This is a genomic window from Pseudomonas mandelii (genome assembly GCF_006438925.1).
Taxonomy (GTDB): domain Bacteria; phylum Pseudomonadota; class Gammaproteobacteria; order Pseudomonadales; family Pseudomonadaceae; genus Aquipseudomonas; species Aquipseudomonas mandelii_C.
The window spans coordinates 280936-297742 of the sequence record NZ_RCZA01000007.1 but is presented as its reverse complement, the minus strand read 5'-3'; the positions used below and the strand labels follow the sequence as shown (position 1 = coordinate 297742).

At 58.2% G+C, this 16807-nt stretch carries 21 protein-coding genes and 1 pseudogene; 15 read left to right on the top strand and 7 right to left on the bottom strand.

Annotated features, from left to right (window positions below; translation table 11 throughout):
- The first annotated feature begins 42 nt into the window (after positions 1 to 42).
- On the top strand, positions 43 to 1104 hold the full coding sequence (locus EAH74_RS18325) for an AI-2E family transporter (RefSeq protein ID WP_140680206.1): 1062 nt from the start codon (positions 43 to 45) through the stop codon (positions 1102 to 1104).
- Here EAH74_RS18325 and EAH74_RS18320 read toward each other — a convergent pair.
- The 3 genes from EAH74_RS18320 to EAH74_RS18310 form a co-directional block, all read right to left on the bottom strand.
- Positions 1101 to 1283 carry a hypothetical protein gene (locus EAH74_RS18320; protein ID WP_140680205.1) on the bottom strand — a complete coding sequence of 61 codons (183 nt, stop codon included), beginning with the start codon at positions 1281 to 1283 and terminating at the stop codon, positions 1101 to 1103. The two genes, EAH74_RS18325 and EAH74_RS18320, sit on opposite strands and share 4 nt — an antisense overlap.
- 100 nt (positions 1284 to 1383) lie before the next feature.
- Positions 1384 to 1578 (bottom strand): hypothetical protein, encoded by a 195-nt coding sequence (locus EAH74_RS18315; protein ID WP_003179723.1) that lies wholly within the window; start codon positions 1576 to 1578, stop codon positions 1384 to 1386.
- Positions 1579 to 1812: 234 nt separating this feature from the next.
- Positions 1813 to 2184, bottom strand: a complete 372-nt coding sequence (locus EAH74_RS18310; protein ID WP_123366146.1) for a hypothetical protein — start codon at positions 2182 to 2184, stop codon at positions 1813 to 1815.
- 245 nt (positions 2185 to 2429) lie between these two features.
- Here EAH74_RS18310 and EAH74_RS18305 point away from each other — a divergent pair, with 245 nt between their 5' ends.
- Both EAH74_RS18305 and EAH74_RS18300 read left to right on the top strand, forming a co-directional pair.
- Entirely contained in the window at positions 2430 to 3281 is an 852-nt protein-coding gene (locus EAH74_RS18305) for a shikimate 5-dehydrogenase (RefSeq protein WP_140680204.1), read from the top strand.
- 12 nt (positions 3282 to 3293) lie between these two features.
- Positions 3294 to 3812: a cupin domain-containing protein gene (locus EAH74_RS18300; protein WP_140680203.1), complete on the top strand. Its 519-nt coding sequence runs from the start codon at positions 3294 to 3296 to the stop codon at positions 3810 to 3812.
- A 140-nt stretch (positions 3813 to 3952) separates the two neighbouring features.
- On the opposite strand, the gene EAH74_RS18295 is transcribed toward EAH74_RS18300, so the two are convergent.
- Positions 3953 to 4600, bottom strand: coding sequence for a YceH family protein (locus tag EAH74_RS18295; protein ID WP_140680202.1), 648 nt, complete (start codon positions 4598 to 4600; stop codon positions 3953 to 3955).
- Positions 4601 to 4908: 308 nt separating this feature from the next.
- On the opposite strand from EAH74_RS18295, the gene EAH74_RS18290 reads away from it, so the two are divergent.
- The 6 genes from EAH74_RS18290 (at position 4909) to EAH74_RS18265 (ending at position 10074) form a co-directional block, all read left to right on the top strand.
- Positions 4909 to 5886 (top strand): NAD-dependent epimerase, encoded by a 978-nt coding sequence (locus EAH74_RS18290; protein ID WP_140680201.1) that lies wholly within the window; start codon positions 4909 to 4911, stop codon positions 5884 to 5886.
- Between the two features lie 48 nt (positions 5887 to 5934).
- The gene (locus EAH74_RS18285; protein WP_140680199.1) at positions 5935 to 6675 is read left to right on the top strand and encodes a glycosyltransferase family 2 protein; all 741 of its coding nucleotides are present in this window, start codon (positions 5935 to 5937) and stop codon (positions 6673 to 6675) included.
- Positions 6672 to 6950: a lipid-A-disaccharide synthase N-terminal domain-containing protein gene (locus EAH74_RS18280; RefSeq protein WP_008148397.1), complete on the top strand. Its 279-nt coding sequence runs from the start codon at positions 6672 to 6674 to the stop codon at positions 6948 to 6950. The genes EAH74_RS18285 and EAH74_RS18280 overlap by 4 nt, the downstream gene beginning before the upstream one ends.
- Positions 6951 to 6953: 3 nt before the next feature.
- Entirely contained in the window at positions 6954 to 8474 is a 1521-nt protein-coding gene (locus EAH74_RS18275; protein ID WP_140680198.1) for an ArnT family glycosyltransferase, read from the top strand.
- On the top strand, positions 8471 to 9409 hold the full coding sequence (locus EAH74_RS18270; RefSeq protein ID WP_140680197.1) for an SdiA-regulated domain-containing protein: 939 nt from the start codon (positions 8471 to 8473) through the stop codon (positions 9407 to 9409). Before EAH74_RS18275 ends, EAH74_RS18270 begins: the two co-directional genes overlap by 4 nt.
- Positions 9410 to 9564: 155 nt before the next feature.
- Positions 9565 to 10074: a DUF1993 domain-containing protein gene (locus EAH74_RS18265; RefSeq protein WP_008148402.1), complete on the top strand. Its 510-nt coding sequence runs from the start codon at positions 9565 to 9567 to the stop codon at positions 10072 to 10074.
- A 162-nt stretch (positions 10075 to 10236) separates the two neighbouring features.
- On the opposite strand, the gene sstT is transcribed toward EAH74_RS18265, so the two are convergent.
- Positions 10237 to 11469 (bottom strand): serine/threonine transporter SstT, encoded by a 1233-nt coding sequence (gene sstT, locus EAH74_RS18260; RefSeq protein WP_140680196.1) that lies wholly within the window; start codon positions 11467 to 11469, stop codon positions 10237 to 10239.
- A 280-nt stretch (positions 11470 to 11749) separates the two neighbouring features.
- Here sstT and EAH74_RS18255 point away from each other — a divergent pair, with 280 nt between their 5' ends.
- Positions 11750 to 12904, top strand: a complete 1155-nt coding sequence (locus tag EAH74_RS18255) for an MFS transporter (RefSeq protein WP_056740225.1) — start codon at positions 11750 to 11752, stop codon at positions 12902 to 12904.
- 4 nt (positions 12905 to 12908) lie between these two features.
- On the opposite strand, the gene nhaR is transcribed toward EAH74_RS18255, so the two are convergent.
- Entirely contained in the window at positions 12909 to 13808 is a 900-nt protein-coding gene (nhaR, locus tag EAH74_RS18250; RefSeq protein WP_140680195.1) for a transcriptional activator NhaR, read from the bottom strand.
- A 277-nt stretch (positions 13809 to 14085) separates the two neighbouring features.
- Between nhaR and EAH74_RS18245 the strand changes: the two genes are divergently transcribed.
- Together EAH74_RS18245 and EAH74_RS18240 are read left to right on the top strand one after the other, a co-directional pair.
- On the top strand, positions 14086 to 14328 hold the full coding sequence (locus EAH74_RS18245) for a hypothetical protein (protein WP_140680194.1): 243 nt from the start codon (positions 14086 to 14088) through the stop codon (positions 14326 to 14328).
- Between the two features lie 28 nt (positions 14329 to 14356).
- Positions 14357 to 15106 (top strand): TerC family protein, encoded by a 750-nt coding sequence (locus EAH74_RS18240; protein WP_123366156.1) that lies wholly within the window; start codon positions 14357 to 14359, stop codon positions 15104 to 15106.
- Positions 15107 to 15183: 77 nt separating this feature from the next.
- Here EAH74_RS18240 and EAH74_RS18235 read toward each other — a convergent pair whose 3' ends face one another.
- Positions 15184 to 15384: a hypothetical protein gene (locus EAH74_RS18235; protein ID WP_123366157.1), complete on the bottom strand. Its 201-nt coding sequence runs from the start codon at positions 15382 to 15384 to the stop codon at positions 15184 to 15186.
- Positions 15385 to 15518: 134 nt separating this feature from the next.
- Between EAH74_RS18235 and EAH74_RS18230 the strand changes: the two are divergent.
- From EAH74_RS18230 to EAH74_RS18220, 3 genes and pseudogenes are all read left to right on the top strand, one after another.
- A pseudogene (locus tag EAH74_RS18230) lies at positions 15519 to 16248 on the top strand (peptidase C39 family protein).
- Between the two features lie 94 nt (positions 16249 to 16342).
- The gene (locus EAH74_RS18225) at positions 16343 to 16549 is read left to right on the top strand and encodes a DUF6021 family protein (protein WP_027925384.1); all 207 of its coding nucleotides are present in this window, start codon (positions 16343 to 16345) and stop codon (positions 16547 to 16549) included.
- Positions 16550 to 16566: 17 nt separating this feature from the next.
- Positions 16567 to 16782 (top strand): hypothetical protein, encoded by a 216-nt coding sequence (locus EAH74_RS18220; protein ID WP_140680193.1) that lies wholly within the window; start codon positions 16567 to 16569, stop codon positions 16780 to 16782.
- Positions 16783 to 16807 lie beyond the last annotated feature (25 nt).

Below are 16807 nucleotides of genomic sequence, written 5' to 3'. Positions count from 1 at the left end.
AGTACAAGAGCATGCGCCCCTGCGGACTGACATGGATCGGAAATGAACGAAGAGAAGCTACAAGACAAATCACTGGTGATCTTGCTGGGGCTGGTCACCGCCGCTTTCGTATGGATTTTGCTGCCGTTTTACGGCGCGGTGTTCTGGGCGGTTATCCTCGGCATCCTCTTCGCGCCCTTGCAGCGACGACTGCAACTGAAGTTCGGCTGGGAGCGCAACCTGACGGCGCTGCTCACCCTGAGCATCTGCCTGGTGATCGCGATTCTGCCGGTGATTGTCCTCAGTATCTTGCTGGTCCAGGAAGGGGCCGCGCTGTACAAGAGCATTGAAAGCGGTGAATTGGACATCGCCGGGTTTGTGACGCATTTCAAACACAGCCTGCCGCCGTACTTCCAGCACTTGCTCGACCGGTTCGGGGTAGGCGGCCTGGACGGGCTGCGGGAGAAAATCATCAAGAGTGCGGTGACGGGCAATGAGTTTATCGCCACGAAGGCTTTCAGTTTTGGCCAAGGCACGTTCGAGTTTGTGGTGAGCTTTTTCATCATGCTCTACCTGTTGTTCTTCTTTTTGCGGGACGGTGCTGAGCTGGCCCGTAAAGTTCGCGCCGCGGTGCCGCTGCAGGAGCACCAGAAACGCCGTTTGCAACTCAAGTTCAATCGTGTGGTACGGGCGACAGTGAAGGGCAACCTGTTGGTGGCGATCACGCAAGGCGCATTGGGCGGTTTGATTTTCTGGTTTCTGGATATTCCGAGCGCGTTGCTCTGGGCGGTGCTGATGGCGTTTCTGTCGCTGTTGCCAGCGGTGGGGGCGGGGATTGTCTGGGCGCCGGTGGCGGCATTTTTCCTGTTCGCCGGGGCGATCTGGCAGGGCGTGGTGCTGGGGCTGTACGGGATTTTTGTGATCGGCCTGGTGGATAACGTGCTGCGACCGATCCTGGTGGGCAAGGATACCAAGATGCCGGACTATCTGATCCTGATCTCGACCTTGGGCGGTCTGGCGATCTTCGGCCTCAATGGCTTTGTGATCGGACCGCTGATCGCCGCGCTGTTCATGTCGAGCTGGGCAATCTTCATTGAAACCAAGCCGCGGGTGCAGCTGCCTTAAGCGCCGATCTGGCCTTGGCCGATGCGTTGCGACAGTGCCTGGGCGGCCGGCAGCGAGGTGAGCGGACCGCTGATCGGTTCGCCGTCCTGCACCAGGTACCAACAGGCGAGCAATCCTAACTCTCTGAGCGGTGCGGGAACGGCGCTGCCGATAACGGACATAATCTGAACCTGGGACATAAGTACCTCCATCAATCTGTGGAGCTACCTTACGGACTGGACACTTGAACGGACAATCAACGCTTTCGATAGTCGTCATTGATGCCAATGAGTCATCGGTTCAGTCGACCACCAGATCCAGCATATGAACCACTTCCTGCTCGTTGAGCAGGCCTTTTCGCACCAGGTTTTCTGCCAGCAGCGAAAGAAACTTGGCGCTGCGATGGCCTTCCAGGTGCTTGAGTTCGGTCAGTGCGTTGTACACCTTGCTGGAAGTGCACAAGCCGACAATGCGGTGCGGGTTTTGCGTGGGCATGAGGTCGTCCTTGTTTTTATCAACCTGTTGTTAACGGACAGATCCAAGAGTGCGGACCCGACATGACAAAAATATGACCGTTTTCCCCAGCGAGGGGGAAGGATGGCGAGTCAATCTTGCCAACTTGCGCCGCAAAGACTGTCCCGACAGCGACCTTGGCGAGATTTATCCAGACCTCTGCCGACGGACGGTCACAAAAAGGCCCCGCTGTTGAGGCGGGGCCTGATGATTCCGTTACCAGCGGCCATAACCGTGGGGAGGGCCGTAGTAACCGCGCGGTGGACCGTAATAACCACGTGGCGGGCCGTAGTAAACTGGTGGCGGGCCGTAATAGACCGGTTGTTGCACGTAGACCGGTGCCGGCTGGTAATAAACCGGTGGCGGTTGCACATAAACCGGTTGTGGCTGAGCGTAAACCGGTTGCTGTACATAGACCGGGCGGTTGCTATTGATGATGGCCGAACCAACGATGGCCGAGCCAACGATCGCGCCAAATACCGCCGGCCCTTCCCAACCGTGACCGCCGTGACCGCCGCCAGCCTCTGCCTGCCCTGCGATAGCAAGAGCACCGATCAGCAAGGCTACTGTGGGGATTTTACGGATCATGATAGTTCCTCGGTTCTTCGCCCCGACGCTTGTGTCTGCAATAGACCCAAGGATTGTCGCGGGGATACTTCTAAGACAGCATTTTTTTCAAAATCAACACAGCCGTTGGGTAAATTTTGTGTAAGGTCTGTACTCGCTTCTTTACGGTTCAGTGAGGCCGCGCGCAGACACACCGTTATGATCGATCAGACCCGATGGATTGGCTAATCCCGTCCATCTGAAAGTGTTATTCGAGGAGATTTTTCATGCAGATGAACCCCAACAAAGACACCCAGCTGTGCATGTCGCTTTCCGCACGTCCGGGGAACTTCGGTCTGCGGTTTCACAATCATCTGTATGAGCAACTGGAGCTGAATTTTTACTACAAGGCCTTCAGCAGTCAGGATCTGCCAGGCGCCGTTGGCGGTATTCGCGCCTTGGGGATTCGTGGCTGCGGCGTGTCGATGCCGTTCAAGGAGGCCTGCATTGCCCTGGTCGATGAACTGGACCCCTCCGCTGCGGCCATTCAATCAATCAACACCATCGTTAACACAAACGGCCATCTCAAGGCTTACAACACCGATTACATCGCGATCGCCCAGTTGCTTGACACCCACCAGGTGCCGAAGGAATTGACCTTTGCCCTGCGCGGCAGTGGCGGCATGGCCAAGGCGGTGGCCAGTGCCTTGAGCGACGGTGGCTACAAAAATGGCCTGATCATCGCCCGTAACGAGCGTGCCGGACGGGCGTTGGCCGAATCGCTGGGCTATCGATGGCAAGCGGAGCTGGGCTCGGAGCGGCCGCAGATGTTGATCAACGTCACACCGATTGGCATGTCCGGCCCCGAGGCCGATCAGCTGGCGTTCGATGTTGAAACCATCGCTGCTGCCGAGACTGTCTTCGATGTAGTGGCCGTCCCCTCGGAAACACCGTTGATTGTGCGCGCTCGTGCTGAAGGCAAGCGAGTGATCACCGGGCTGGAAGTGATCGCGATCCAGGCGCTGGAGCAGTTCGTGCTGTACACCGGGGTGCGGCCGACCGATGAGCAGTTTCGCAAAGCCGTGGAGTTTGCCCGCAGTGGCCTGGCTAATCCTGCTGCCCGGCAAGCGAAACCGTGACTGAGGTGACTCATGCATCCTGCCATTCTTAATCTGGATCAGGCCGCGCTTGAACCGCTGCCCGAAGCGTTTGCCCCGACGGGAGACACCGCCGACCGCTATCAGCAACGACAGGCGCGCATCGGCCAGCAACTCGGCGCGCAGAAGCTGGGTTATCGCCTGTACGCACTGGAGCCGGGGATGCGTGGCAGCCCGTTTCACAGTCATCGGGTCAACGAGGAGATGTTTTACATCGTGGCCGGGGAAGGGGAGATTCGCTTGGGTGCCGAGCGCTTTCCCGTTCGCGCCGGTGATGTCATTGCCTGCCCGTCGGGCGGCCCTGAAACCGCGCACCAGATCATCAACACCAGCAACGCTGAACTGCGCTACCTGGCGGTCAGCACCCAGCAATCACCCGAGATTTGCGAGTACCCGGATTCCGGCAAGTATGCGGTGATGGACGACTTCAAGGTCGATGCCGAGGGCAATACCTCGGGCTTCGTCGCCGTCGCCAGGCCGGCCGACGGCGTGGATTATTGGGACGGCGAGTAGAAGCACCGCGAACCTAATGTGGGAGCGGGCTTGCTCCGGGCGGCGTTCCGACGAAAGCGGTATGACAGTCACCCAAGATGGTGAATGTTATGGCCCCTTCGCGAGCAAGCCCGCTCCCACATTCGATCTTTGTTGTTAATTTATTCGAGGCGGGCTAGACGCTCTTCCAGCGCCGCAATTCGCGCCTCAAGCTCTTCGATCCGCTCAACCGATACACCGCCACCCGTACCACGTTCGATCGGGTTCTGCCGTGCTGCCAGGATCACTTCGATGTCCGCCGGGTCACCCAAGGCGTGCATATAGCGGTCTTCACGCTGACCGGCCTGGCGCGGGATCAACAGCGCCAGACCTCGAGCAATCAAGCGTTCCAGCTGATGCACCACCTGCTCGGCATCTTCAAAATCGTGCATGCGGCCGCTGCGGGTCAGCAGTTCATTGACCGTTTGCGGACCGCGCAGGAACAGCAGCCCCGCAAGAATGACCTGAGCGGGCACCAGTTCCAGTGCCTTGTCGACTTTGTGTTCCCAGCGATCCGCCCGACTGCCCATCACCAGTTTGGTAAAGCCGCGTCCTTCGAGGGCGCGCAGGCTTTGGCCGACCTGACCCTGGGTCAGGTTCATCACCGGCTCGCGGCTGGTTTTCTGGTTGCAGGCAATCACCAGCGCATTGAGGGTCAGCGGATAGGTTTCCGGGCTGGTGGCCTGTTTTTCGATCAACGAACCCAAAATGCGGATTTCCGTGCTGTTGAGTCGCGGCTCGTCGAAGGTCGTTTCTTGCTCAGTGCTCATGATTCTGCATTCCTTCCCGGGTTCATGATTTTCTCCTGCTGGCATGCACTTTAAATTGACGTGTGCCAATGGCAACTGAATTCGTCACGCTATATTGGCAATTGTCACAAAACCCAAATGAATTATTAACGCTATTTTTACAATCCGACGAGCAACGTATGCATGGCCGAGAACTGCCGGGACTCCTTGTGGGCATTTGAGAGCTCTGCCATCGACGATACAAGCCTTATTGACTGGACTATGGAGCAAAGCATGAAGCTGACGTGGGTATTGGCCAAGAACAGTGCGCTGACCGGCGCGTACTCCCTATGACCGTTTTGGTCACTGGCGCTGCCGGTTTCATCGGGTATCACACTGTCAAGCGTTTGTGCCTGGAAGGTCTTGACGTCATCGGTATCGACAACCTCAACGACTATTACAGCGTTGAGCTTAAGCGCGCACGGCTCAACGAGCTTGCATCCTTGCCAGGCTTTCGTTTTCAAACCCTGGATATCGTCGACAAACCAGCATTGATGGCGTTGTTCAAAGAACATCGTTTTACCGAGGTTGTGCACCTGGCGGCCCAGGCGGGTGTTCGTTATTCACTGGACAACCCGGACATCTACGCGCAATCGAACCTGGTGGGTTTTCTGAATGTGCTGGAAGCGTGCCGTCACTATCGCCCCAAGCACCTGATCTATGCATCAAGCAGCTCGGTGTACGGTACCAACAGCAAAATGCCGTTCAGTGTCGAAGACGCTGTCGATCACCCCATTTCACTGTACGCGGCCAGCAAACGTGCCAATGAGTTGATGGCTCACAGCTACTGTCATTTGTATGGTCTGAAGGCCAGCGGCCTACGCTTTTTTACCGTTTACGGACCTTGGGGGCGCCCCGATATGGCGCTGTTCAAGTTCACCGAAGCGATCCTCAACGGTTTGCCGATCGATATCTATAATCACGGCCAGATGGCGCGCGACTTCACTTACATCGACGACATTGTCGAAAGTGTCGCCCGTTTGCGCCTTCGGCCGCCGATCCCGGACGGGGAGGGCGACGGCGTTAACCGGATTTTCAATATCGGGCGTGGCAAGCCGGTAGCACTGCTGGAGTTCGTCGATTGTCTGGAATCGACACTGGGGATCAAAGCGCAACGCAACTTTCTACCACTACAGCCTGGCGATGTGGTCAAGACCTGGGCTGACGTGTCGGCATTGACCCAATGGGTCGACTTCCATCCTCAGGTGACGGTGGAAGCGGGTGTAGCGGAATTTGTGAAGTGGTATCGCCACTTTTATCAGAGATGAAATGTTCGCCCTTGATAATAAGAAACCAAGGATTAAAGGGGGGACCCTATGAGTCATGAAATATTTGTATCTGTACTGATTCCGGCAAAAAACGAAGCGAACAACCTGAAGCCCTTGATTGAAGAAGTTCGCGCGGCCTTGGCCGACGAGGCGTACGAAATCATTGTTGTGGACGATGGCAGTACCGATGCCACCTTGCACGAATTGCGGCAGATCAAAAACAATGGCCTGAGCACGCTGCGTATCCTGCGTCATGAGCGTTCGCTTGGGCAAAGCACCTCGCTTTACCATGCGGCACTGGCTGCCAAGGGGCAGTGGTTGGCCACGCTCGATGGCGATGGCCAGAACGATCCTGCGGACATCCCCGGGATGTTGGCGTTGGTGCGTGGCGAGCAGGGGCTGGCCGGCATTCAGTTGGTGGCCGGGCACCGGGTCAACCGCCGCGACAACGCGAGCAAGCGCTGGGCTTCGCGGTTCGCCAATGGTTTACGCAGCCGTATGCTCAAGGACCGGACACCGGACACCGGTTGCGGATTGAAATTGATCGAGCGGGCGGCGTTTCTGCGCCTGCCGTACTTCGATCATATGCATCGGTTCATTCCTGCACTGATCCAGCGCCATAACGGCCGAATGATCACTCATCCGGTCAACCACCGTCACCGCACATCCGGGGTCTCCAAATACGGCAACCTCGACCGTGCCTTGGTGGGCATTCTTGACCTGATCGGCGTCTGGTGGCTGATCCGGCGCACGCGCCTGAACGCCAATGCGCAGGAAATCGAAGGATGAATCTCTCTCGTGAAACCCTGTGGCTGGTGGTCGGCTTCGCCGGCCAGATAGCCTTTACCGGTCGCTTCGTCTTGCAGTGGCTTTACAGCGAATACAAGAAACGCAGCGTGATTCCAGTGAGTTTCTGGTACCTGAGCATCGTCGGTAGCGCACTGCTGCTCGCTTATGCCATTTACCGGGAGGACCCGGTATTCATTGCCGGTCAAGCCTTTGGTTCGATCGTTTATCTGCGCAATTTGCAGTTGATTGCTCGCAGCAAACACTTAAAGGACTGAGTCATGCGCAGAACGTTATCACCCCGGGTCGAATGCCTGGGTTTGATGTTACTCGCCCTGGTTTTGATCGGTGCCGGGCTGGGGCTACGTCAGCCGCAGAATGTCGACGAGGAGCGATTCCTTGGCGTTGCGCTCGAGATGTTGCAGCACGGCTCGTGGCTTATTCCGCACCGTGCGGCCGAGATCTATGGCGACAAACCGCCGATTTTCATGTGGACGGTGGCGTTCTTCGCCTGGCTCACCGGGAAACCCTCCATCGCTCTGTATCTGCCGGGTCTTCTATCGGCCGTGACGGTCACCGCCGTGGTCTATGACCTGGCGCGCAGGTTATGGCATCAACGTGCCGGTCGGATAGCGGCGCTGTTGTACCTGGCGACGTATCAGACGTACAGCATCCTGCAGACCGGCCAGATCGACAGCTTTTTGATTCTGTTCACCTCCGTGGGTATGTACGGTCTGGCGCGGCACCTGTTGCTCGGGCCGGCCTGGCGCTGGTTTTACCTGGGCTGCGCCGCCATGGGCATTGGTGTGATCACCAAAGGGGTTGGCTTCGTCCCGGCCCTGATGCTGATTCCGTATGCCTACGCGGTGCGCAAAGGTTGGCCCGGTGTGGTGGCCATGCCGGGCGAGGCGCGCAAGTGGCTGCTGGGACTGTTGGTCATGCTGGGCGCCATCGCGATCTGGTTACTGCCCTTGGCCTTGTCCATCGCGCTCAATGGCACTGCTGACGAGGTCGCCTATGCGCGAGAAATTCTGCTGCGCCAGACCGCGGGACGTTATGCCGCCGCCTGGGACCATCGCGAGCCGTTCTGGTATTTCTTCGTTCACGTGATCCCGCAATATTGGCTGCCGCTGGTGCTCGTGTTGCCGTGGCTGGTACCCGCTTGGCGTCGACAACTGCGCAAGCACGACGGCCGAGTGCTGGTGCTGCTGGGTTGGGTCGTGCTGGTAGTACTGTTTTTCTGTATCAGCAGCGGCAAGCGCAAGTTGTACATCTACCCGGCGTTGCCCGGGCTGGTGCTGGTGGCTGCGCCGCTGATTCCCTGGTTGCTCAAGCGCTGGTTCAGTCAGCGTCCGCGGGGTCGGCGAGTATTCCAGGCGCTGGTCGTGACCTGGTTTGCGCTTTGGATTGCCCGCGGTTTCATCGAACCGATCAAGGACGGTCCCAACCCTCATGAGGCGATCATGGCGCAGGCGGCGACCATGACCCAAGGTGCCGACCTGGTGTTGGTCAATTGGCGCGAGGGCCATTGGCTGTTCGCACGACAACCGATCGTGCACTTCGGGATGGTCGGCTCCACAGTCGAGCAGGCGGCACTGTGGTTGCGCGAACACCCTCAGGCGTACGCCTTGGTCCCCGACGAACTGTTGAGCCAGTGTTTCAATCCTCAGGCCGCGCGTGAGTTGGGCGAAACCTCCCGAGCGCACTGGTCGATCGTCGGCGCCGATGCCGATAACGGCCAATGTCATCCGGGGCAACCCGTCAATGTCTATCGATTTACTTGGGACCGAGAAAAAGTATGAGCAAGGCAAGGAAGGCTGGAATTGTTCTGATCGCGGCGCTGGTCGGCGTTAGTGGGGTTTTCGTTCATTTTGGCTGGCCCGGGCAGTTGTACGCGCACTGGCATAACAGTTGGTATGGCAATCAGGCGCCAGGCAAAAATATCTGGCTGCCAGACTACAAGGTCATGGTCGAAGCCAAGCCGATCCCGGGCATCACCGATTTGTCCGGTATCGCCTATGACCCTGATCACGACCGCATGTTGGGTATCACCAATGGTGCGCCGATGGAAATTCTGGCGCTGACCCGTGACGGCGATTTGATCGAACGCTACCCATTGATCGGTTTTGAGGACACCGAAGGCATTGCTTACCTGGGCAAAGGGCGAGTGGCCATCGTCGATGAAAGGTTGCAGCGGCTGCACATTTTCACCCTGCCGGACACCGCTGGCCCCATCCGTGTGGAGCAAACCGAGTCACTCGCCATTGAGATCAACCTGAGCGAGCATAACAAGGGGTTTGAAGGTGTGACCTATGACCCGGCCAATGACCGCATCTTCGCCATCAAGGAGCGTGATCCGCGGCAACTGTACTCAATCACCGGCATGCTCGGCTCCATTGGCAACCGAATGCAGATCCGTATCAAGGACTTGACGACCTGGGTCGACCGCGGCGTTTTCAGCAAAGACCTTTCCGAGGGTTACTACGATCCTCGGACCGGCCACTTACTGTTGCTAAGCGAACAGTCCAGCAACCTGACCGAACTGGACCAACAGGGTAACTTCGTCAGTATTCTCTCCCTGCGCGCCTTGGCGGGTGACCTCAAGCATACGCTGCCGCAAGCCGAAGGCATGACTATGGACAATAAAGGCGAGCTTTACATTGTGAGCGAGCCCAACCTGTTTTACCGGTTCAGCCAAACGAAGGCCGGTCTCTCGGCGAGCGCAGAAAATCACTGATAACGTTGAAGTTTTCATGCCGGCGGGGGACTAACTTACGCAGATCGTTCAGAGCTTGCGCTGCGTTTCCCCTACCGGATAAAAGACCCGCCGCAGGGGGCTGAGCATGGCTATAATCGCCCCACGTTTCCCTCCTGTCACAACACGAGACTGCCATGACTATTTCCCTGTACGCCGCTTCCGTCCCGGTTTTCAAACAAATGCTCAACGCCCTGAGCGACGTTTTGAACAAGGCCGAAGCCCACGCCACTGCCAAGAACATCGACCCAAATGCTTTCCTGCAAGCCCGTCTGTACCCGGACATGTTCCCGCTGGTCCGTCAGGTGCAGATCGCCGTTGATTTCGCCAAGGGCGTTTCCGCGCGTCTGGCCGAAGTTGAACTGCCAAAATACGACGACACCGAAACCACCTTCGCCGAGCTGCAAGCGCTGATCGCCAAAGTGCTGGCCTTCATCGGCGAGATCAAGCCTGAGCAGATCGACGGCAAGGAAGGCATCGAAATCATCACCCGTCAGGGCACGCCGAAAGAGAAGCGCTTCACCGGCCAGGCTTACCTGCTGAGCTACGGTCTGCCGCAATTCTTCTTCCACGTCACCACCACCTACGCACTGCTGCGTCACAACGGTGTGGAAGTAGGCAAGCGCGATTACATGGGCGCGTTTTAAACCTTCCGGATATACAAAAGCCCGCCAAGGTTCGCACCTTGGCGGGCTTTTTTTTATGAATCAAAAGATCGCAGCCTCGTTTCACTCGACAGCTCCTACAGGGGCAAGCATCTCAATGTAGGAGCTGTCGAGTGAAACGAGGCTGCGATCTTTTGATCTTTGTTACGCCAGACGCTGAGCTTTTTCGTCTTCCCCCAGGCAAGCGGCGGCAGTGAACAGCACGTCGGTGGAGGAGTTCAGCGCGGTTTCCGCCGAGTCCTGCAGCACACCGATGATGAACCCGACGGCCACCACCTGCATGGCGATTTCACTGGGGATGCCGAACAGGCTGCAGGCCAGTGGAATCAGCAGCAACGAGCCGCCCGCCACGCCCGAAGCGCCACAGGCACAGATCGCGGCGACGATGCTCAGCAGGATGGCGGTCGGAATGTCCACGGCGATGCCCAGCGTGTGCACGGCCGCCAGGGTCAGCACGGTAATGGTGATCGCCGCGCCGGCCATGTTGATGGTTGCGCCCAGCGGGATCGAGACCGAGTAGGTGTCTTCGTGCAGGCCCAGGCGCTTGCTCAATTCCAGATTGACCGGAATGTTCGCCGCCGAGCTGCGGGTGAAAAACGCCGTGATGCCGCTTTCCCGCAGGCACATCAGCACCAGCGGATAAGGGTTGCGACGCAGTTTCCAGAACACAATGACCGGGTTCATCACCAGCGCTACAAACAGCATGCAGCCCAGCAAAACCGCCAGCAGATGCACATAGCCGATCAAGGCACCGAAACCGGAGGTGGCGAGGGTTGAAGCCACCAGGCCGAAAATGCCCAGCGGCGCAAAACGGATCACCAGGCGCACGATCAGGGTCACGCCGTTAGACAAGTCGCCGAGTACTTCGCGAGTGGTGTCACCGGCATGGCGAATCGCAACGCCCATGCCAATCGCCCACGCCAGAATGCCGATGAAGTTGGCATTCATCAGCGCGCTGACCGGGTTGTCGACCACGCTCAACAGCAGACTTTGCAGCACTTCACTGATACCGCCCGGTGCAGTGACCGCAACGTCGTGAGTCGCCAATGCCAGGCTCGACGGGAACAACGTACTGGCGACAACGGCCACCACCGCCGCCGCGAAAGTCCCCAGCAGATAGAGAAACAGAATCGGCCGGATGTGGGTTTCCTGGCCGTGCTTATGGTTGGCGATCGAGGCCATGACCAGCACGAACACCAGAATCGGCGCGACAGCTTTAAGCGCCGATACGAAGACTTTGCCGATGAACGCTGTGGACTTCGCCAGCTCCGGCGCGAACAGCGCGAGGGCAATCCCGGCGATCAGGCCGATGATGATTTGTGTGACCAGGCTTGAGCGTTTCAGGCGTAACCATAGGGAAGGGGATGAAGCAGTCATAAAACGGCATCTCTGATTTTATTAGGTGCGGGGTATCGCGACATCAATGCCAATCAATGGCCGATGAACAGGGTGTACGTATCGCAGGGCGCGGACTTTATCACAGCGTAGTCTTCATCCTTCAGACCTGTGACGATCTGCCGCCTGCGGAGGCAACGAGATCGGCAGGTTCGTGCAACCCTGATCGGAAACACTCTGTTAAGATTCGCCATCCTCATTTTCAAGTCATGCCAGTGGGCCTTCGGGCTATCGCTGGTGTCGTCGTTTTCTGGAGTTCTGCATGCTGTTGCCCATCCTTCTGTTGTCTGCCGCCGGTTTCACGGTGCTGACCACGGAATTCATCATCGTCGGCCTATTGCCGGCGATCGCTCGCGACCTTGAAGTCAGCATCCCCCAGGCGGGGTTGCTGGTGACCTTGTTCGCCTTCACGGTCGCCGCATTCGGGCCGTTCCTGACCGCCTATTTCGCCCGGTTCGAGCGCCGCAAATTGTTCATCTCGGTGCTGATCATGTTCGGCCTGGCCAACACCCTCGCGGCGTTTGCGCCGAACATCTGGGTAATGTCCGTCGCCCGGCTGATCCCCGCGTTGGGGTTGCCGGTGTTCTGGGCGCTGGCCAGTGAAACCGCGGTGGACATCGTCGGCCCGGACTATGCCGGTCGCGCCATCGCCAAGATCGGTTTCGGCATTGTCTGCGCCACTGTGTTCGGCATTCCGGTGGGTACACTGATCTCCGATGCGTTCGGCTGGCGCAGTGCCTTCGGCATTCTGGCGGTGATCGCGTTTGCCAAGGCGTTGCTGCTGTTTATCTACCTGCCGAAAACCAATCTGCATCAGCATCAGGTGAGCTTTCGCTCGCAGTTCAGAATCCTGCGCAGCCCGCTGATGGTGGGGCATGTGCTGCTGTCGATCCTGGTGTTCAGCGGCATGTTCACCGCTTATACCTACCTGGCGGACATTCTTGAGCGACTGGCCGGTTTCAACGGCACGGTGGTCGGCTGGTGCCTGATGGGCTTCGGCGCGGTGGGATTGATCGGTAACTCACTGGGCGGTCGCGCGGTGGATCGTCATCCGTTGATCGCTTCGATGATGTTCTGCGCATTCATGATCGCCGGCCTGGTGGCGTTGGTGCCGAACATTCATTCGCCGCTGGGTCTGGCAGCGGCGATGGGGATCTGGGGCGTGACTCAGGCGGCGTTGTTCCTGGTCAGCCATGTGCGATTGATGAAGGCTGCACCCGAAGCGCCGGCGTTCGCGGCATCGCTGAACATTGCCGGGGCTAACCTCGGGATCGGTCTGGGCGCCATGATCGGCGGTAGGGTCATCGACGGTGTAGGCCTGCAAGGTCTTGGTTTCGCGGCGGCCGCTTTTATCCTCGCCTCGATCCTCCTGGCCATCGCGCTGATGACCTTCAAGCCTCGCGAAGTCTGCGCCTGACACCTCACATCTCGGTGAACAGCTCGCGTCGGGCACCTTCGGTAATGGCGACAATGCCGGGGTGCTTGACCTTGCGTTCCACCGAAATGGCGTAGAACGACTCGGTCACAGCGTCGGTCTGGCCGATCAATTCCACGCCGTATTGGCGTATCACTTCACCGGCAATCACGCTCGGGCCGATGAAGATCCCGCTGCCGGATTGGCCGAAAGCCTGCATCAAGGCGCTGTCGTCGAACTCGCCGACGATGCGCGGCTGGATCTGCTGCTCGGCAAACCAGCGCTGCAAGCGACTGCGCACCACGGTCTCCGGCCCTGGAATCAGCATCGGTGCGCCGTGCAGGCTGCGGGGGAAATCCTGACCGTATTGCGCCGTCAGCTCAGCAGTGGCGAAGAAGCTGATTCCGCATTCTCCGAGTTTCTGGCTATAGCCCTTGATGTCCAGGTGCGAGGGCATCGGGCTGTCGGAAATCACCAGGTCGAGCCGCTGGATCGCCAGGTCGGCGAGCAGGCGTTCGAGTTTGTCTTCGCGACAGGTGATGCGCAGCGGCTCGCTCAATTCCATGGTCGGCGCAATCAGGCGATAGACGATGGATTTGGGCACCACGTCTGCCACACCTACCCGAAACAGAATCTGCTGTTCGTTGGGCTGTGCTCGCAGCATCAGCTCCAGTTCGCCGCCCAGCTGAAACATTTGCTCGGCGTAGGGCAGGGTCTGGCGGCCGGCTTCGGTGAGTTCCAGTTGTCGGCCGACCCGGCGAAACAGCTCGATGCCATAGGTTTGTTCGAGCAGGGAAATCTGCCCGCTGATGGTCTGCGGCGTCAGGTTCAGCTGCTCGCAGGCGCGCACGATGCTGCCGGTCTTGGCCACCACCCAGAAGTAATGCAGCTGTCGATAGTTGAGCATGTTGTTGAATTCCCCTGTTCCTATCATCTGTAGGAGCTGTCGAGTGAAACGAGGCTGCGATCTTTTGATGTTGCTTTAAAGCGCAAGATCAAGAGATCGCAGCCTCGTTTCACTCGTCAGCTCCTACATGCTCACGCAAGTTTTCAAGTCCGGATTCGTTAAAACCGAAGTATAACCGCTAAAAATACGAATTTTCCTGAAGTGTTTGCCTCCTTAGAATGCCCCGCTATCGACGGGTGGCCTTTTCGGCCCTGTCTGTTCTATCGAGGAAAGCATCATGAAGCTTAAAACCACGGCACTGCTGATCACGTCTTTACTGGTATTGGCCGGTTGTGACCAGGCCGAAAAAAGCGCTCAGCAACTGATGGGCAAGGCTGCCGAAACCGCCAAACAAGCGATTGACGACACCCACAAAGCCGCAGAGCAGGCAATCAGTGACGCCACTGGCGGGCTGATCAGCAAGAAAGAACAACCGGCCAAAGAATCGGACAAAACCGAATCTACGTCCCAGGAAATCTAAACCGTCTTAAAAGAGTCAGGACTGACCCATGGAATACCTTTTAGAACTTGCTGCAAGCCCTACCGCCTGGGTCGCCCTGGCTACGTTGATCGTCATGGAAATCGTACTCGGCATCGATAACCTGATCTTCATTTCGATCTTGACCAATAAACTGCCTGAGCAGCACCGGCAGAAGGCGCGGCGCATTGGTATCGGCATGGCGCTGATCCTGCGATTGGCGCTGCTGAGCACCATTGCGTTCATTGTCCAGTTGACTGAGCCTGTGATCGATATCTTCGGCCAGACGTTCTCCTGGAAGGACATGATCCTGATTGCCGGCGGCCTGTTCCTGTTGTGGAAGGCGACCACCGAGATCCATCACAGCATGGACCCGGCGCCGGATGATCCGACGTCGGCCACCTCGACTGTGACCCTGGGCTTTGCCGCCGCGATCGGTCAGATCCTGCTGCTGGACATGGTGTTCTCCATCGACAGCATCATTACCGCTGTCGGCATGACCGAGCATTTGCCGATCATGATCATCGCGGTGGTGGTGTCGGTACTGGTGATGTTGCTGGCGGCTGATCCCCTGGCCAAGTTCATCAACGACAACCCGACGGTGGTGATGCTGGCGCTGGGCTTCCTGATCATGATCGGCATGACGCTGATCGCCGAAGGCTTCGGTGCCCACGTACCGAAAGGCTACGTGTATGCGGCCATGGCGTTCTCGGCGACGATCGAGGGTTTGAACATGATGTCGCGACGGGCGAAGCAGAAGCGTTTAGCCGCTGAAGCTTAATCTGCGTTAAACGAAACGGTCGCCTGTGCTCGAAAGAGCCCAGGCGGCCGTTTTTTGTTTGGAGACAAGGGTGTCGGTCAGTGCGCGGTAGCGTGCTGTTCAGCGGTTTTATCGGGTTTTGCCACTGGCGCCGACTGAGCCGGATGATGGTGCCGGCGGGTAATGCGCAGGACCCCCCATAGCATGGCGGCGGCAACGGCCAGCCAGCCAGAAATCAACATCACAATGGTCATTGTCAGGCTCATCAGTGCCTCCTCTTCGCCCTGCTGCGGGCACATACTCTTTGCACATGAGAGTCTAGTCGCTGCTGTGTTTCAGACTATGGACCAAAGGTCGGCTGTCACCAATCAGTTCGCTCTATCGTATGCCATCATCTGCCGGTTAAGGCTATACCGCTGCCGCGCGGCGTCCTATGATCGACGGCCAAGCCGGGAGCGTGAATGCCTGGCGTCTAAATCAAGTGAGTGATGATGGTGCGGGTATTTTCTCGAATTCGATCTTTAGTGCTGGTCGTTGGCTGCGTTGCTGGTCTGGCTGGCTGCGCGGGGAGTGTGGCACCTGAAATCAAGCGCCTGCCGGAACGAGTCGAGCTCAGTGGTACGTTCTACCGTGGCGTGGCGAATCAGAGTGGGCCGCAAGTGCTGGCCAGCATGTTGTCCCAGCAAGGCATTGTGATTACGCCAGGTTTGCTCGAAAAACCGTTGCATTTGCCGGGCGCAGAAGCCCAGTTGCAGCAGAACATGCAGAACCTCGCTCGTGAGTACGGCATGGTCGTCTATCCCCTCGACAGCAATTTGCCTGCACTGTTGACCCAGGTTGCGGCCGGTTACCCGGTAATGGTGCGTTTCACCGAAGGCTCGGCGTTCTGGGCTGAACCGCGTTACGCCATTCTTGCCGGGTACAACCGTCAGAAGCAGACAGTGCTGCTGCGCTCGGGCATGAATCGACGGGAGTTGATGGGCTTCGGTTCGTTTGAATCGGCGCTCAAGGATGCCGGTGGCTGGGCCGTGCTGATTCAGAAACCGAATCAACTGCCGGCCAATGTCGATCAGCAGCGATGGCTCAAGGCAGCGAGCGACCTTGCCCAGGCAGGTCAAGAACAGGCGGCCGCCAGAGCGAAGAAAGCGCTGAACGCGCAATAAGTCCGTTCGTCATCTGTCGGGCACCCTTGCACGTTGCCGACCTCTAACAAAGTAGGGCCCGGATTTCTCCGGGCCAGACTCAAAGGAGGCGTCCATGGCTCATTCCACTACCCCCGTCGGCCCGCACTCGTCTGAGCATTCTTCGGGTGATGAGTTGGGCTTCGATCCCGATTCGCCGGACCTCGCCGATCCTCAGGTCGACCCCATCGGACCTGCCAAGGCGCCCAGGGATGTGAAGCCGGGCGACAATCCCAAGGCTCCCGCGAAGCCTTATGATCCACTCGCCGATCTGAAACCCTAAGCCTGAGTGAGGTGCGTATGTCTACCGATTCGAGTTTCAACGACAAACGTCCGGACAGCGTTCCAACCACGCCGGAAGAGGGTATTGACCCCGTGATGGATCCGAACGATCCGTTAAGGGATCCCTTGGCGCGTCCGATGGTAGTGCCAACGGAACATCCCCACGGCACGAGAGATCCGAGTGCCGGGGACGGTATTCCAGATGACGACCAGATGCCGCTGCCCAATGACTGACGCTGGACGAAAAAAAGCCCCGAAT

What these genes read in the sequence shown, in the direction of transcription:
- EAH74_RS18245 (WP_140680194.1), top strand. Translation starts at nt 14,086, where the DNA reads ATGAAGCTTAAAACCACGGCACTGCTGATCACGTCTTTACTGGTATTG.
- EAH74_RS18220 (WP_140680193.1), top strand. Translation starts at nt 16,567, where the DNA reads ATGTCTACCGATTCGAGTTTCAACGACAAACGTCCGGACAGCGTTCCA.
- EAH74_RS18305 (WP_140680204.1), top strand. Translation starts at nt 2,430, where the DNA reads ATGCAGATGAACCCCAACAAAGACACCCAGCTGTGCATGTCGCTTTCC.
- EAH74_RS18255 (WP_056740225.1), top strand. Translation starts at nt 11,750, where the DNA reads ATGCTGTTGCCCATCCTTCTGTTGTCTGCCGCCGGTTTCACGGTGCTG.
- EAH74_RS18295 (WP_140680202.1), bottom strand. Translation starts at nt 4,600, where the DNA reads ATGAGCACTGAGCAAGAAACGACCTTCGACGAGCCGCGACTCAACAGC.
- nhaR (WP_140680195.1), bottom strand. Translation starts at nt 13,808, where the DNA reads ATGCTCAACTATCGACAGCTGCATTACTTCTGGGTGGTGGCCAAGACC.
- EAH74_RS18315 (WP_003179723.1), bottom strand. Translation starts at nt 1,578, where the DNA reads ATGCCCACGCAAAACCCGCACCGCATTGTCGGCTTGTGCACTTCCAGC.
- EAH74_RS18280 (WP_008148397.1), top strand. Translation starts at nt 6,672, where the DNA reads ATGAATCTCTCTCGTGAAACCCTGTGGCTGGTGGTCGGCTTCGCCGGC.
- EAH74_RS18320 (WP_140680205.1), bottom strand. Translation starts at nt 1,283, where the DNA reads ATGTCCCAGGTTCAGATTATGTCCGTTATCGGCAGCGCCGTTCCCGCA.
- EAH74_RS18225 (WP_027925384.1), top strand. Translation starts at nt 16,343, where the DNA reads ATGGCTCATTCCACTACCCCCGTCGGCCCGCACTCGTCTGAGCATTCT.
- EAH74_RS18285 (WP_140680199.1), top strand. Translation starts at nt 5,935, where the DNA reads ATGAGTCATGAAATATTTGTATCTGTACTGATTCCGGCAAAAAACGAA.
- EAH74_RS18275 (WP_140680198.1), top strand. Translation starts at nt 6,954, where the DNA reads ATGCGCAGAACGTTATCACCCCGGGTCGAATGCCTGGGTTTGATGTTA.
- EAH74_RS18310 (WP_123366146.1), bottom strand. Translation starts at nt 2,184, where the DNA reads ATGATCCGTAAAATCCCCACAGTAGCCTTGCTGATCGGTGCTCTTGCT.
- sstT (WP_140680196.1), bottom strand. Translation starts at nt 11,469, where the DNA reads ATGACTGCTTCATCCCCTTCCCTATGGTTACGCCTGAAACGCTCAAGC.
- EAH74_RS18300 (WP_140680203.1), top strand. Translation starts at nt 3,294, where the DNA reads ATGCATCCTGCCATTCTTAATCTGGATCAGGCCGCGCTTGAACCGCTG.
- EAH74_RS18265 (WP_008148402.1), top strand. Translation starts at nt 9,565, where the DNA reads ATGACTATTTCCCTGTACGCCGCTTCCGTCCCGGTTTTCAAACAAATG.
- EAH74_RS18325 (WP_140680206.1), top strand. Translation starts at nt 43, where the DNA reads ATGAACGAAGAGAAGCTACAAGACAAATCACTGGTGATCTTGCTGGGG.
- EAH74_RS18290 (WP_140680201.1), top strand. Translation starts at nt 4,909, where the DNA reads ATGACCGTTTTGGTCACTGGCGCTGCCGGTTTCATCGGGTATCACACT.
- EAH74_RS18270 (WP_140680197.1), top strand. Translation starts at nt 8,471, where the DNA reads ATGAGCAAGGCAAGGAAGGCTGGAATTGTTCTGATCGCGGCGCTGGTC.
- EAH74_RS18235 (WP_123366157.1), bottom strand. Translation starts at nt 15,384, where the DNA reads ATGTGCCCGCAGCAGGGCGAAGAGGAGGCACTGATGAGCCTGACAATG.
- EAH74_RS18240 (WP_123366156.1), top strand. Translation starts at nt 14,357, where the DNA reads ATGGAATACCTTTTAGAACTTGCTGCAAGCCCTACCGCCTGGGTCGCC.